Annotated in this window: 13 protein-coding genes and 1 pseudogene; 7 read left to right on the top strand and 7 right to left on the bottom strand. The window is 49.2% G+C overall.

Annotated features, from left to right (window positions below):
- Window positions 1-77 precede the first annotated feature (77 nt).
- From dnaJ to pyrF, 3 genes are all read left to right on the top strand, one after another.
- Window positions 78-1238: a molecular chaperone DnaJ gene (gene dnaJ / locus WJT86_RS01770; protein ID WP_346335771.1), complete on the top strand. Its 1161-nt coding sequence runs from the start codon at window positions 78-80 to the stop codon at window positions 1236-1238.
- A gap of 85 nt (window positions 1239-1323) precedes the next feature.
- A complete protein-coding gene (locus tag WJT86_RS01765; protein ID WP_346336276.1) occupies window positions 1324-1929 on the top strand; it encodes a class I SAM-dependent methyltransferase in 606 nt (201 codons plus the stop codon).
- On the top strand, window positions 1926-2627 hold the full coding sequence (gene pyrF / locus WJT86_RS01760) for an orotidine-5'-phosphate decarboxylase (protein WP_346335770.1): 702 nt from the start codon (window positions 1926-1928) through the stop codon (window positions 2625-2627). Before WJT86_RS01765 ends, pyrF begins: the two co-directional genes overlap by 4 nt.
- A 48-nt stretch (window positions 2628-2675) precedes the next feature.
- On the opposite strand, the pseudogene WJT86_RS01755 reads toward pyrF, so the two are convergent.
- Window positions 2676-3559 (bottom strand): annotated as a pseudogene (locus WJT86_RS01755) (methylated-DNA--[protein]-cysteine S-methyltransferase).
- Between the two features lie 159 nt (window positions 3560-3718).
- On the opposite strand from WJT86_RS01755, the gene nth reads away from it, so the two are divergent.
- A complete protein-coding gene (gene nth / locus WJT86_RS01750) occupies window positions 3719-4429 on the top strand; it encodes an endonuclease III (protein WP_346335769.1) in 711 nt (236 codons plus the stop codon).
- On the opposite strand, the gene WJT86_RS01745 is transcribed toward nth, so the two are convergent.
- Window positions 4383-5177 (bottom strand): undecaprenyl-diphosphate phosphatase, encoded by a 795-nt coding sequence (locus tag WJT86_RS01745; RefSeq protein WP_346335768.1) that lies wholly within the window; start codon window positions 5175-5177, stop codon window positions 4383-4385. The two genes, nth and WJT86_RS01745, sit on opposite strands and share 47 nt — an antisense overlap.
- 301 nt (window positions 5178-5478) lie before the next feature.
- Here WJT86_RS01745 and WJT86_RS01740 point away from each other — a divergent pair, with 301 nt between their 5' ends.
- Both WJT86_RS01740 and queG read left to right on the top strand, forming a co-directional pair.
- The gene (locus tag WJT86_RS01740) at window positions 5479-6171 is read left to right on the top strand and encodes a glutathione S-transferase family protein (RefSeq protein WP_346335767.1); all 693 of its coding nucleotides are present in this window, start codon (window positions 5479-5481) and stop codon (window positions 6169-6171) included.
- Window positions 6168-7307: a tRNA epoxyqueuosine(34) reductase QueG gene (queG, locus tag WJT86_RS01735; protein ID WP_346335766.1), complete on the top strand. Its 1140-nt coding sequence runs from the start codon at window positions 6168-6170 to the stop codon at window positions 7305-7307. The genes WJT86_RS01740 and queG overlap by 4 nt, the downstream gene beginning before the upstream one ends.
- On the opposite strand, the gene WJT86_RS01730 is transcribed toward queG, so the two are convergent.
- The 3 genes from WJT86_RS01730 to WJT86_RS01720 all read right to left on the bottom strand — a co-directional run bounded on the left by WJT86_RS01730 (window position 7304) and on the right by WJT86_RS01720 (window position 11210).
- Window positions 7304-8179 (bottom strand): GNAT family N-acetyltransferase, encoded by an 876-nt coding sequence (locus tag WJT86_RS01730; protein WP_346335765.1) that lies wholly within the window; start codon window positions 8177-8179, stop codon window positions 7304-7306. The genes queG and WJT86_RS01730 overlap by 4 nt on opposite strands.
- Window positions 8180-8371: 192 nt before the next feature.
- Entirely contained in the window at window positions 8372-10522 is a 2151-nt protein-coding gene (locus WJT86_RS01725; RefSeq protein WP_346335764.1) for a transglycosylase domain-containing protein, read from the bottom strand.
- 145 nt (window positions 10523-10667) lie between these two features.
- Window positions 10668-11210, bottom strand: a complete 543-nt coding sequence (locus WJT86_RS01720) for a regulatory protein RecX (RefSeq protein ID WP_346335763.1) — start codon at window positions 11208-11210, stop codon at window positions 10668-10670.
- 170 nt (window positions 11211-11380) lie between these two features.
- On the opposite strand from WJT86_RS01720, the gene WJT86_RS01715 reads away from it, so the two are divergent.
- A complete protein-coding gene (locus WJT86_RS01715) occupies window positions 11381-12868 on the top strand; it encodes an MDR family MFS transporter (RefSeq protein ID WP_346335762.1) in 1488 nt (495 codons plus the stop codon).
- Window positions 12869-12871: 3 nt separating this feature from the next.
- On the opposite strand, the gene WJT86_RS01710 is transcribed toward WJT86_RS01715, so the two are convergent.
- Window positions 12872-14026 (bottom strand): ABC transporter permease, encoded by a 1155-nt coding sequence (locus tag WJT86_RS01710; RefSeq protein ID WP_346335761.1) that lies wholly within the window; start codon window positions 14024-14026, stop codon window positions 12872-12874.
- Between the two features lie 8 nt (window positions 14027-14034).
- Window positions 14035-14976, bottom strand: a complete 942-nt coding sequence (locus tag WJT86_RS01705) for an ABC transporter ATP-binding protein (protein ID WP_346335760.1) — start codon at window positions 14974-14976, stop codon at window positions 14035-14037.

The raw sequence follows: 14976 nt of genomic DNA, 5'->3' as shown, positions 1-14976 counted from the left end.
TAAAGCTCAAACTGCACAAGGACCTGAGAGCTTACCGGATAAGGAAGCGGAGATAGGTCGAAAATAGGGTACAACTGATGTCCAAACGGGACTATTACGAAATACTGGGTGTCAAAAAGACTGTCACGGAAGTGGAGCTTAAGTCCACCTTCCGCAAGCTCGCAATGAAATATCATCCTGATCGTAACCCAGGTGACGCAGAAGCCGAAGCCCTGTTTAAAGAGATCAACGAGGCATACCAGACATTATCCGACCCCGAAAAGAAAGCAGCTTATGACCGTTTTGGTCATGATGCTTTCGTCAATGGTGGCGGTGGTGGAGCTGGCGGCCCGGGCTTTGGAAATGACTTCTCAGATTTCATGAGCGATATTTTCGACTCATTCTTCGGAGGTGGTGCCGGACCGGGTAATGCTGGTGGTCGAGGACGCGGCACAGCAGGTCGTGAACGTGGCTCAGACCTGCGTTATAATCTTGAGATTACATTAGAAGAAGCCTTCACAGGCAAGGAAGAAACCATCAAAGCCCCGATCGCAGTAACCTGCGAAGCCTGTACGGGAACAGGTGCAAAGGCCGGATCAAAACCACACCAGTGTCCCACATGTGGGGGTCATGGCCGCGTTCGGGCGTCACAGGGGTTCTTCGCGGTTGAGCGCACCTGCCCCAATTGTCATGGCCGCGGCGAGGTCATTGATGACCCATGTGATAAATGCGGTGGTGCAGGTCGGGTCACAAAAGAACGCACCCTTTCAGTCAATATTCCGGCAGGCGTTGAGGACGGCACCCGTATCCGTTTAGCTGGAGAAGGCGAAAGCGGATTACGTGGCGGCCCTGCAGGTGATCTTTATATCTTCCTGTCAATCAAACCACACCAGTTTTTCCAGCGCGATGGGGCAGATCTTTTCTGCCGTGTGCCAATTTCCATGGTTGATGCGGCTCTTGGTGATGAAATCACGGTTCCCGGTATTGATGGCTCAGAAGAGAAGGTCAATATTCCGGAAGGAACACAGACCGGGAAACAAATCCGCATTCGTGGAAAAGGTATGCCCGTCCTGAGATCCCGGACAACTGGCGATCTTTACATCCAGGTGGTTGTGGAAACTCCACAGAAGCTGACGAAGCGTCAACGTGAGCTTTTAAAAGAGTTTAATGCGGAATCATCAAAAGACACTAACCCTGAATGCTCAGGTTTTTTTGCCAGAATGAAAGATTTCTTTGATGGTTTCAGTGTTACGCGCTAAGGAATAACATCGACAGGTTTGAAGCTTAACGCGTACCTGCCCGCCAATTGAGAGATTTAGCCCCGTGTTTCCGTCATCTTCCCCGCTGTCACGACGTAAAATCGTCACTGCAGCTAAAGATAAATCGGTTGATCAGGCGCGGTTCTGGCGCTCATGGCTTGAGCGTCCGCTGATGACTGGAGCAGTTGCTCCCTCGAGCCCCTGGCTAGCCCGGGCCATGGCTTCTTATGTCAATTCAGATATTGTTGGCCCGGTTATTGAGCTGGGCCCGGGCACGGGCCCGGTTACGCAGGCACTGGTTCGCCACGGTATCCCGCAAAACCGGCTTATCCTTGTCGAATACAGTGCTGATTTTTGTAAGTTACTAAAGCGTCGCTTTCCGGAAGCAACCATCATTCAGGGTGATGCCTATAACATTACGGATACCTTAAAGGGTGTTCTCTCTGAGCCAGCGGCGGCTGTCGTTTCCAGCCTTCCGCTGATGACCAAGCCTCTGGATACCCGCGTATCATTACTTAATGAAGCAACCACGCTCATGGCGGCAGATGCCCCATTTATCCAATTCACCTACGCCTTAATGCCGCCTATTCCTGAGGAACTGCCAAGCCATACATGTCAGGCCTCAAAGCGCATCTGGCGCAATATGCCACCAGCCCGTGTCTGGGTTTACAACCAACGAAGTGAAACATGAATCTCTCAGCAGCCCGTGAACGCCTCATTGTTGCTCTGGATATCTCATCAATTGATGAAGCAAGAGCATTGGTCAGGAAACTGGGAGATGAGGTTGTTTTCTACAAAATCGGGTATCAGCTTGGATATGCAGGCGGCTTTGAACTCGCACGCGAACTGATTGCCGTTGGCAAAAAAGTCTTCCTTGATCTCAAGCTTCACGACATTGGCAATACGGTTGAAGAAGGTATTCGTTCTATCGCACAGATGGGCGTTACACTCGCAACGGTTCATGCCTACCCGCAGACAATGCGTGCAGCCGTCAAAGGCAAAGCTGGCAGTAATCTCAAAGTTATCGCGGTGACTGTTCTGACATCTTACGACAACAATGATTTTATTGAGGCTGGTTATAGCGGCACAGTTTCTGAACTCGTTGCAAAGCGTGCTGCTCAGGCCAAGGATATTGGCATTGATGGTATTGTCTGCGCAGCAACTGAAGCTGGTCGTGTGCAGGAAATTATCGGAACAGATAAGTTGATTGTCACCCCAGGCATTCGCCCGGCAGGTTCAAGTGCAGATGATCAGAAACGTATCGTCACACCTGCAATGGCCATCCGGTCCGGCTCAACTCATCTTGTTGTTGGTCGCCCAATTACAGCAGCTGCCGACCCTGTCGCAGCAGCAAAAGAGATTGTCGCCGAAATAGCATCCGCACTTTAATGATATGACGGGATTACGCCCTTATTAAATCAGGGCGCATGATCTTGTTCAGGTGCGTTCTGCGAACTCCCACCCGAGTATAGCCTGCTTGCGGGTGATGCCCCAATGATATCCTGTCAGCGCACCTGATCGTCCGATAATGCGATGGACGGCACCACAAACGAAATTGGATTTCGTTCAACGGCCGTACCGACCGCACGCGATGCTTTTGGATTACCGATATAATTGGCAACATCAGAGTAGGTCGTGACCTGCCTCATCGGAATACGCAAAAGCGTTTCCCAAACACGGATTTCAAAATCAGTTCCGATTAAGACAATACGCAGAGGTTGCTCTTCACTCCATTGATCAGGATTGAAAATACGTAAGGCGTAAGGCGCAACAGCCTCATCATCATGCACATATTCTGCGTTCGGTCAGCGGCTCTGCATATCGGCTAATGAATATTCCCGATTGCCGTCATCAACAAACCCAAGTCCTGCAAGTCCGCGGGAGGTTATAACAAGAATAAGCTCACCAAAAGGAGAAGGATGGAATCCATATTTCATAGTGATACCGGCACCACCCTTTTTGAATCTCCGGGAGACATCGCTTCATGGGTTACGAACAGATCGTGCAATCGTCCCAGACCGGATAGACCAACCTCAAACGAGGTTTCAAGAATACTTGCCGAGTTTTGCAGCAGGCCTTTGGCATTATCGAGCGTGATAGCCTGTAAAAAAAGCCTTTGGTGTTAAACCTCCCCAACGCCGAAATAATTGATGATCCGCCCTCTCTGAAAGGCCGACGTGCTTGGCTATCTCTTCAAGTTCAGGCTGTTGCCACCAGTTCTCAGAAATAAACGCGATGATAGCCTTCACCGTTTCATAATCGTCTACCGGGTTGGCTTCTGCATTAGCTTGCGCAAGAACACTTTTAAGAATTTCAGTTATCGCCTTGGCTTCTCATTCCTGTGCAGCATAATGCCCAAACATGGAAACAGACACCCGATTTCAGCATCCTCTTTTCTTTTCCTCAATTCTATGTGATTTTTTCCTATCAAGGATCGTGAAACTCTTTCTGTAACTGCTCATCACTTGTATAAAGCTTCAATGACTAAAGCTACGCCAGCCGTTAAGACGGTCGATAAAAAAACTGTTTCAGAAATCTTCAGACGCTTTCAGGAGCAAAACCCTGCTCCACGAAGTGAACTGGAATATACCAATTCCTATACGTTGCTGGTGGCAGTTGCCCTATCGGCGCAGGCAACGGATGTGGGCGTCAACAAAGCAACCCAAAAGCTTTTCCCGCTTGCAGATACGCCGGAGAAAATGCTGGAGCTTGGTGAAGACGGCTTGCGTGAGTGCATTCGCACAATCAATTACTTCAATACCAAAGCTAAAAACGTCATAGCACTTTCAGAAAAACTCATTGAGAATTTCGGTGGCAAAGTCCCGATGGACATCGACGCATTGCAAACACTCCCCGGTGTTGGCAAGAAAACGGCCAGTGTTGTTATGAATGTTGCATTCAACGTTCCCAGGATTGCGGTTGATACACATATCTTCCGGGTCGCCAACCGCATTCCACTCGTCCATACCCGCACGCCTCTTGAGACGCAGGCCCCGCTCGAGAAACTTATTCCGAAAGAATATCTTTTACATGCACATCACTGGATGATCCTGCACGGCCGTTATGTCTGCAAAGCACGTAAACCCGAATGCGCACGCTGCATCATCAGTGACCTGTGCCGCTACCCGGCTAAGGATATCTTACTTAGCCGAATGCAAATAACCCGGCCAGGCCGACAGAGCCAACAATGATACGCCACCATGCAAATGGCATAAAACCGTGACGTGAGATGTAGTCAAGGAACCCGCGCACGACGAAAAGGCCTGCGCCAAAAGCAAAGATAAATCCAATAAGAATGAGCGCTCCATCATCAAATGACAGATAACGATAATTCTTAAATAGGTCATATACGAAGGCACCTGCCATTGTCGGCATCGCCAGAAAGAATGAAAACTCAGCAGCCGACCTTTTATCAGCCCCCAAAAGAAGCCCACCAACAATCGTTGCCCCAGACCGTGAGACACCTGGAATCATTGCAATACACTGGATAAAACCAATCTTGGCATAGACGGACAGCGGGAATGCTGTTGCATCCGTATATTTTGGCTCAAACGAATATTCATCGACAACCAGCAGTATCAGACCGCCGCCAATCAGCGTAAAGCAGACCACATAGGGGTTGAAAAGAACGCCCTTGATAAAACCATGAAACAAAGCGCCAAATAAAGCCGCTGGTAGAAAAGCTACCAAAACTCCAATCACAAACCGCCGGGCCTGAGGGCTGGTTGGAAGTGCCTTGGCAATATCAATCAGGCGTCGTGCATACACCAGAAGGATTGCAAGAATAGCACCAAGCTGGATGAGGACCTCAAAGGTTCGGGTTGGGGAATTGAACCCAATGAAATGTCCCAGCAACAAGAGATGCCCGGTTGATGAGACCGGTAAAAACTCCGTCAGACCCTCAACGACACCAAGTAAGGCTGCCTGTAGGTATTCCATAATGATGCCTTTTCAGTTCAAAACTTAAAACCCAATCCAATGATGCAACTTTCGCAGCACTTTCTTTCATTATGGTTACCGCGCCTGCAGATACTTAAAAAGAGAAGTTTTTATTGCACTTCTTTGCCTTTTTTCAGTCTCATTGCCCTTTTACCAAACAAATTAAGACCTACTCTCGTATAACTTTTCACAAAATCAGTATCTGCTCTTGTGAATGGTTACCATACGTTAACGAAATCCTGCTCTTTAAGCAGACTTCAAAAAACCTTTTAAATTCACTCGGTGGCAAGACGAATCTTAGATGGCGCTTATTCATCATTACCCATTCTGCCCACATTCGCGCTTTATACGCATCATCCTCGGAGAGATGGGTATGGAGCCACAATTTGTGGAAGAGCGCCCTTGGGAACGCCGTATGGAATTTCTGGCAATCAATCCTGCCGGGACAACTCCCGTCCTTATTGAAGATGGTGGCTTTGTCGTCTCTGGTGCTGGTGTAATTGCTGAATATCTGGATGAGACCAGAGGCTTGGGCATGGGCGACAGACGGCTTTTGCCAGAATCACCGGCTGAGCGTGCAGAAATTCGCCGTTTGATGGACTGGTTTCTCAATAAGTTTCATGAAGAAGTCAGCAGTTATCTCGTACACGAGAAAATCTACAAGCGCTTTATTCCGATGAGTATGGGTGGTGGTGCCCCCGACATGGCGATGATACGTGCAGCACGCGCAAATATACGTTATCATCTCCAGTACATCGGCTATCTGACTTCTAAACGGAACTGGCTTGCCGGTGATAAATTAAGCTATGCAGATATGGCTGCTGCCGCACATCTATCGACAGCAGATTATCTCGGTGATGTCCCGTGGGATGAACAACCAACGGCCAAGGAATGGTACGCGAGAATAAAATCAAGACGAGCATTCCGCTCCATTCTGAACGATCGGATTCCGGGCATGGCCCCGGTCAGCCATTACACCAATCTGGATTTTTGAAACTGGAAAAGCTGAAACGCGCCCTCATTGAGCGTGCAGAAAAGCTGGGGTTTGATGTCATCCGCATTACAAATGCGGACGCAATTCCCATGGCATCTGGCAAGCTGCGCGCATGGCTATCAGAAAACCACCACGGCTCCATGACATGGATGGAAGAAACGGAAGATCGCCGCCACACCCCTAAAGCCCTCTGGTCGGACGTGAAAAGCATTGTCATGCTTGGCATGAACTATGGTCCGAAGGAAGATCCTCTTGCTTATATCAATCAACCAGACCGTGGCTCAATTTCCGTTTATGCCCGCAGTCGTGACTACCACGATATTCTCAAAGGCAAGCTTAAGGAAGTTGCTGGCCTCCTCGCGACACGTGGGGGTGGTGATGTAAAGGTCTTTGTTGATACAGCCCCTGTTATGGAAAAACCTCTTGCTCAAGCTGCGGGCCTCGGCTGGCAAGGGAAACATAGTGTTTTGGTTTCACGTGAGTTTGGTAACTGGCTGTTTCTTGGATCCATCTTTACCACTATTGAGCTGCCCTATGATGAACCAGAGGTTGATCATTGTGGTTCATGCCGCCGTTGCCTTGATATCTGCCCAACAGATGCTTTTACAGGTCCGGGAAATCTCGATTCACGACGCTGTATTTCTTATCTGACTATTGAATTAAAAGAACAGATTCCTGAGGAATTCAGAGAAGCCATTGGCAACCGGATTTTTGGTTGTGACGATTGTGTTGCCATCTGCCCATGGAACAAGTTTGCTCGCCAAAGCAGCGAAATCAAACTCGCGCAGAAAGATGATCTCGCCGGGCCTGCACTCACAGACCTTCTGGCTCTGGATGATCAGATGTTTCGCGATCGCTTCTCCGGAACGCCCGTTCGACGGCTCGGGCACACGCGTTTCATGCGTAACGTGCTGATTGCCGCGGGGAACTCCCGCAATCCAGAGCTTGTACCACAAGTCATCAATCTCTTGTCAAACGATGAGCCAATGATACGTGCTATGTCAGTCTGGGCTCTGGTTCGTCTGCTTGATACAGAAGACCTCTTCAGAATAAAAGAAAATCACTATCCGCAAGAAACGGATAGTGACGTCAGACTTGAATGGGAAAAGGCTCTGGCTACGAAACACCAGAGTTAGACAATAACTTCACCTGTTTCGTTGAAGTAAGTCAGATAACGTGGGTTGATAGCTGAAACCGGCAGCATCACCAGAACATCTGTCGTTCCAAAATCATAATCAACAACGGCACCCTCACCAAAGCTCGCACCAAGACGCAGGTAGCCTTTCACCATGGGTGGTAGTTCATGCAATGCATGCTTGGGATTGATTTCTTCTTTCGCCATCATGTTCATGTCGACGAAACGTTCATCAAGAGCCCGCACTTTCCACTCTTCCGGAGAAGAGGCAAAATGGTGCAGAAAGCTTAGAGGCAAAGCATTGTCCTGCGGATTAACACCTTCAAGACTGGCACAGCCGAACATTACATCAAGCTTGTTGCGACGTACATAATTCCAGATGCCCTGCCATAGCAGTTCAACCGTTCGCTTATCCCGGTACTCCTTCATGACGCATGAGCGCCCAAGCTCAAGGAAGTTGAGATCAGGATTTGCTGCAATCAATGGCCCGACATTGAATTCTGAGGCGGTATAGAAGCCAAGATATTTATTGGCAATTTCCTGACGCAGCAGGCGATATGTTCCAACGACAGCTGGCTTACCATCTACCTCACGGGAATGGTCAAGCACCAGCAGATGGTCACATATTTCATCATATGCATCCGCATCAAGACCTGTCTGGACAACCTCATCGGTGACAACAGCTGACATTTCACCATAAAAAATCTCAAACCGCAGTCTCTGGGATTCATACAGCTCTTCCAGAGTTGTCGCCATTCTGACTTCGAGTGGCCCAATCCGCCCAAGAAAAAGCATTTCTTCAGGAAGAGGCTGTCCGGCAGAATCCAGACCAGAGAGAATTTTCATTGTTTTATTATGGGTAGTATTTGTCATTGTTGCTTCCAGGTGACCGTCTCATAGACTTATCACACAAATCTATTCAAAATCGGTCAAAAACACGTTCTTTCACACCGATTATTCAATCGGTATGCAATGCATCATAATCTGTGCAGATTCTGTGACAATGATATGGCAGCCGTTATACTGCGTGTCTTCCCCCCCTGATATAGCATCAGGGGGAAACTCTTAATCAACGCCGAAGAGGCGTTCGAAGAAGTTACGATCCTGACGCTGCTGGCGAGGTGCCTGCTGCGGCATACCCTGCGGAGGCACATCTCCTCCACCCGTTCCGAAGAACGATGGCGACGTATTACCGTTTGGTTGCCAGCCAGCACCAATTAACGGTTTTGGTGTCTGGGTAGCCAGAGCATCCGTCATGTACTTCTTCCAGATTTCAGCTGGCAAGCCACTACCTGTCAGGCGTTTGGTCAGCTCACCTGTATCATTCCCCATCCAGACACCTGTTACCAGTGTTGATGAGAAACCCATCATCCAGGCATCTTTGTAAGCCTGCGTTGTTCCGGTCTTGCCAGCAAGATCCCAACCGGGAACACTCGCATTCCGGGATGAGCCAATCGCGAAGGAATTATGCATCATATCAATCATTTCTGCCTGATTTTCAGGCGACATGACGCGACCAAGCTTACCTGAGGTCGGAGGACGCTGATAAAGCAGCTTGCCGTTAGCTGCACTCTTCACAGTCTCAATCACATAAGGAATGACACCAAAGCCACCATTGGCAAAAGCAGCATAAGCGCTTGTCATTTCCATCAATGAGACATCAGAGACACCAAGTGCCAGAGATGGCACAGGCTCAAGGGGTGAATTGATACCAAGTCGCTGAGCTGTCTTGATGACATTACGCGGCCCAACTTCAATGATCAGCTTGGCTGCAATGGTATTCAGCGAAAAGGCCAATGCATCACGCAGTTGTACCGGGCCACTATAACGGCGGCTATAGTTTTGCGGACTCCAGCCACGATAGTTAACCGGGCCGTCTTCAATGACTGTTGCCGGCGTCATGCCGTATTCCATAGCCGTCAGATAAACAAACGGCTTAAAAGCTGAACCAGGCTGGCGTCGGCCTGTCGTTGCACGGTTATACTGGCTCTCTTCATATGATTTACCACCAACAAGCGCCTTCAAAGCACCTTCTGGTGTGATGGAGACAAGGGCCGCCTGACTGACATTAAACTGCGCGCCTTTGGCCGTAAGCGTCTCTGTAACGGCCTTTGCGGCAGCACGTTGCATCCTCAGGTCAATTGATGTCTGGACAATGATATCCTGATCAAATTCACCAATGAAGTCATCCAGCACATCCATCACAAAATCAGCAGCATAATTGGCAGAATCGTTACTGCCTGCCCGGTTGAGTTTTGCCGGATTGGCAAGTGCTGCATCTGCCTGCGCCTGATTGATGAAACCAAGTTCGCGCATATATTTCAGCACGATTGTTGCACGACCCTGCGCCCCTTTCGGGTTACGGTTAGGTGCAAGACGTGATGGCGCCTGAACAAGGCCCGCAATAACAGCAGCCTCTGAGAGTGTCAGTTCCTTGGCAGGTTTGTTGTAATAACGACGCGCAGCCGCCTCAACACCAAAGGCACCAGCACCGAAGTAAACCCGGTTCAGGTAAAGCTCCAGAATCTGATCTTTTGTGTACTTACGCTCAAGCCAAAGTGCGAGAATGGCTTCCTGAATCTTACGTGAGGCTGTTCGCTCCGGAGTCAGAAAGAGGTTCTTTGCCAACTGCTGGGTCAGCGTCGAAGCCCCCTGTCTTAAACCACCAGAGACATTACTGATAACCGCCCGGCCAAGCCCCATCGGGTCAATACCGAAGTGGCTGTAGAAGCGACGGTCTTCAATAGCCACGAAAGCTTTCGGCACATAGGATGGCAGCTCTTTAATCGAAACTTCACGACCACCTGTTTCACCGCGGTTGGTAATCAGTGAGCCATCAGCAGCCAGAATAGCAATATTCGGTGGGCGTCTTGGTACCGTCAGCTGGTCAATAGGTGGTAGTTGAGAAGCATAATAGGCAACAACACCTGCAACACCCAACAAGCACCACAAGCCGAGGACAAACAGCGTATAGAACATACGCCCAAGAATTGAGCGGCGCTTGCGCGGCTTCTTCGCCCGCCTTGGTTTTGAAGTTTTCTTCAAAGGCTTTTTACTGTCATTCGTAGAACTGCGTCGGCTTACTGGTCGCGCCATTTCCCCTCCAGCACGATCCTGCCGGGACAAGCCGATATTCAACGCAGACTCATCATGCTGATGGTCTGGTTCTGGTCTTCCAAATACCGGTTCCCGCCGTTCACGTCCGTTTGCCGTCATAGGCTTTTACTCATCCCCAATATGCATCTTTGATGCAGGCGTGCTGATTTCGCCGCACAAAACGGCATACTCAGGCAAAGGCACCTTAATTATGGCAGTTTAAAGAGCGGTTAAAGCAAAATTTATCTACGCAGCTTAAAAGGCATTAATCACCGGAATTTTCAGAATTTTCCGTAATAACATTATAAGCCACCGAGAAAGAAAACCCGGCACGTGCCAGCACGGCAATATCCTTATCCTGAAACTCACGCCTATTCTGCAAACGATAAGGACCAAGGCGCCGTCGTTTCACCAGCCTGCGGGCTGCATCAATTTCATCAATCTCTGACTCAGAAACAGCCTGACCAATATCGTCCTTATTCAAGCCCTTGGCAGATAGCTTGGCCTGAATAAGACGACTGGAATTTCCTTTGCGCCTCAGGCTGGCAACTTTCGCTTCAGTATAGATTTTATCATCTATCAAACCAATGCGAACGACCTTGGCAACAACAGTATCAACCATCTCGTAATATGAGTGCGGCTCTTCCTCACGCAGTTGGCATCGCCGCATTACTTTTCGGCGTAAAACCCTGCGCAGGTTTTCAGTTGATGAAGCATATTTACCCAGATAATCCATAGCGGCCCGTTCGAGGTAGGTCTGCGAAACCTCCTTCGGAACTTTCTTCTTTTTTTCCTTATCGGGAGCCATATTCATATTATCTAATCTACCGAATACCACATTTGAAATTTAAAGCATTTTTAAATTTAGTCACATGACAATTCAGACTTAGTATGTCATGTCATCATGAGATAGACATATAAGGGTCGTTTCTGAAATGGTCTATATTTCCCGCGACATTGACGCGAAACATGAACAAAATGCCTGAGAATTCGGAAGTTAAACAGCCTCAGCAGCTTGACCGTAAAGATATCAAATCAATCCTGATTGGTGTCATGCTTGCCATGTTTGTCGCCTCGCTGGATCAGACAATCATTGCAACCGCCATGCCAACAATTGGCGCTGACCTTCATGATTTTGAGCATCTGCCATGGGTTGTCACTATTTATCTGCTGACCTCAACAGCCGTGACTCCGCTCTATGGGAAATTTGCCGATATCAAGGGCCGCAGAATTACCATGCTGGTAGCCCTTGTAACCTTTGTGGCAGCATCGATACTCTGCGCAGTAGCAAACAGCATGTTCATGCTCATCCTTGCCCGTGGCCTTCAGGGGCTTGGAGGCGGTGGTCTCATCTCTATTGCCCAAACCATCATTGGTGATGTTATTCCACCACCAGAGCGCGGACGTTATCAGGCTTACTTTGCCATCGTCTTTGCTTCTTCCAGTTTACTCGGCCCTGTTCTGGGTGGCTTTTTCGCAGAATATCTTCACTGGACGATGATCTTCTGGATCAATATCCCACTTGGCGCCATTGCTTTCTTCATCACGAACACGCGCCTTAAAAGGCTACCCCGGCACGACAAACCCCGTTCACTCGACTTTCTTGGTGCCATCACCATGATGGTAGCCACAATCCTGCTGCTCCTGACGCTAAACTGGGGTGGCATTCGCTATGCTTGGCTGTCATTTGAAATCCAGGCATTGATTGGCAGCTCACTTGTTCTCTGGCTATTATTCGCTGCCCGGCTGAAATTTGCCCATGAGCCACTCATCCCACCGGAAGTTCTGAACAACAAGGTCGTCCGTATGGGGGTATTATCCGCCTGTTGTGGCGTTGGCACCTATATTGGCCTTTCCATCTACTTACCCATATTCTTCGAAGTGGATCGTGGATTTTCAGCGAGCCATTCAGGCCTTGCCCTTATTCCATTAATGATTGGGTCTGTCTTTGGTGCGCAGCTTTCTGGCCGAACCATGACAAAACGCGTGCACTACAAACGCATTTCCCTGATTGGTCTCTGCTTCTCAATGGCAGGCTCATTACTTTTGGCCTTTTACGCTTCAGACATAAACTTTATCGCTCTGGAAATCGTCTTGGCTTTAATGTCAATGGGTTTGGGAACACTCTTCCCTGTCTCGACAGTGGCCATTCAGAACGCCGTTCCTCTGCATCAGCTGGGCACAGCAACTGCAACAGGCAACTTCTTTCGCTCCCTCGGCGGAGCACTGATCGTCGCTCTCTTTGGCGCAATCATTCTTGGTGGCAGTAAAGCCAGTTCAGGGACAACTCTTGAGAATCTGGCGGGCGCATTAGCAGGCAACAGGGAAGCGCTGACCCAATCCTTCAGCTTTATTTTCGCAGCTGCATTTGTTGGTTTTGCCCTGTCTTTCCTATTTCTGCTGATCATGGAAGAAAAGCCCCTGATCAACAGAACACAGGTTCATCCGCCAGCTATGCCTGAATGACAATCAATCCAGCGTCTGGCGGAAACGCGCCAGAGCCAGAGCCATTGCCGCAAGCGTAAACACCAACAGGGCAATGGCAGCTGAGCTGACATCAGCAAATGTTGCGCCCTTCAGCATAATACCCCGAACAATGCGGATGTAATGGGTCAATGGCAACACATCGCCAACCCATTGCGCCCAGACAGGCATACCCCGGAACGGGAACATGAAGCCTGAAAGCAGGATATTCGGCAGAAAGAAGAAGAACGACATCTGCATCGCCTGCAACTGATTACTGGCAACGGTCGAAAAGGTGTATCCAACGGATAGATTGGCAATGATGAACAACACTGTCAGCGTTATCAGAAGCAACAGGCTACCCGTAATCGGGATACCGAAAAGCAACCTTGCGGCAACCAGAATAATAAACATCTCAACCGCACCCATAACGACATAAGGTGCGATTTTACCAAGCATGATTTCAACGGGTGTAATGGGCATGGCAAGCAATGTTTCCATCGTCCCACGCTCAAGCTCACGTGTCACTGAAAGAGCCGTAAAAATCAGCATGGTCAGTGTCAGAATGACACCCATCAATCCCGGTACAATATTCAGCCGTGTTGTACCGCTTGGATTATACCGCTTCTGAATATTGAGATCATACTTCAATACCTGAGGTTGCAGATAAGCCAGTGGCCCATTCAGCTCGCGTGAGAAAACAGTACTGGCCAAACCCTGCACGGCAGAGATTGCCCCGGCAGATGCAACGGGATCTGTTGCATCGGCAATAACCAGCATGGAGGGGCGCTCACCCCGTACGATATCACGCCCAAAGTTAGCAGGTATCTGCACCCCAAACTGAACTTTGCCCGAGGTTATCAGGTGATCTAGCTCCTCCTCAGTTGAAGCAACCTGTGTGATCCTGAAATAGCTACTGGTATGCATCGCAGCGACTGCAGAACGTGCAAACGGGCTGTTATCCATATTCAGAATAGCAGTTGGCAGATACTTCGGGTCGTTATTGATGGCATAACCAAACAGCAGCAGCAGAAACAGCGGGATGAAAACCATCGACGCAAACGTAATCCGGTCTCGTTTGAGCTGTATAAATTCCTTCACAAACATGGCGTAGAAACACCGGAAGGAGATGATCGGTCTATCTGCTTTTTTGTCTGGCATGATAGTCCTCACTGAAAGTTATCCTGAGAGCGGCTCATCAAATCAATGAACACGTCTTCAAGTGTTGGCTCTCCAGGTTTCCATTCGAGCCCGGGAAGCTTCTCAAGGCTACGAACGGTTTCTTCTAAGGCGGTCTTATTGCGCCCACTGACATGCAAAACGGAACCGAAAGGCGCAACCATTTCAACGCCAGACATACCCTTCAGACGCTCAGCCAGTGATGCCAGAGAATCTGCACTACCACTGACCTGCCATGTTGTAAGGTTCGCCTCGGCAATAACCTCGGAAACAGTACCCTTCGTCAGAAGGTCACCATATGCAATGTAGGCGATCTCGTGACACCGTTCGGCTTCATCCATGTAATGTGTTGAAACCAGTACCGTCAGCCCCTGATGCGCCAGAGTATGAATTTCATCCCAGAACTCACGCCGTGCTTTTGGGTCAACACCGGCTGTCGGTTCATCAAGCAGAAGCAGCTGCGGTTTTGGAAGAATACAGGCCCCAAGGGCAAGCCGCTGTTTCCAGCCACCGGAGAGTTGTCCGGCAAGCTGCTCAGCCCGATTTTCAAGGCCAAGTTGCTCAATCGCCTGACGTGCAGATTCTTCTGGATTTTCCAGCCGGTGTATCCGTGCCACAAACTCCAGATTTTCTCGAATAGAAAGGTCAGCATAGAGCGAGAACTTCTGCGTCATGTAGCCGACATGTCGCTTGATCTCATTCTGCTCTGTCAGAATATCATAACCAAGGCAGGTTCCCTTTCCGGCATCGGGTGTCAGCAACCCGCATAACATACGGATTGTTGTTGTTTTCCCACTCCCATTCGGGCCAAGGAAGCCATAGATCAACCCTTTACGAACCTGCATCGACAGGTCTTTAACCACGACCTTATCACCGAACGACTTGGTTAGTCCGTGAACGTCAATGACAATATCCGAGGCTGGTGTTGTCAT

Source organism: Hohaiivirga grylli, assembly GCF_039655745.1.
Taxonomy (GTDB): domain Bacteria; phylum Pseudomonadota; class Alphaproteobacteria; order Rhizobiales; family Beijerinckiaceae; genus Hohaiivirga; species Hohaiivirga grylli.
The sequence above is the reverse complement of the archived record's forward strand: the minus strand, read 5'-3'. Positions and strand labels throughout refer to the sequence as shown.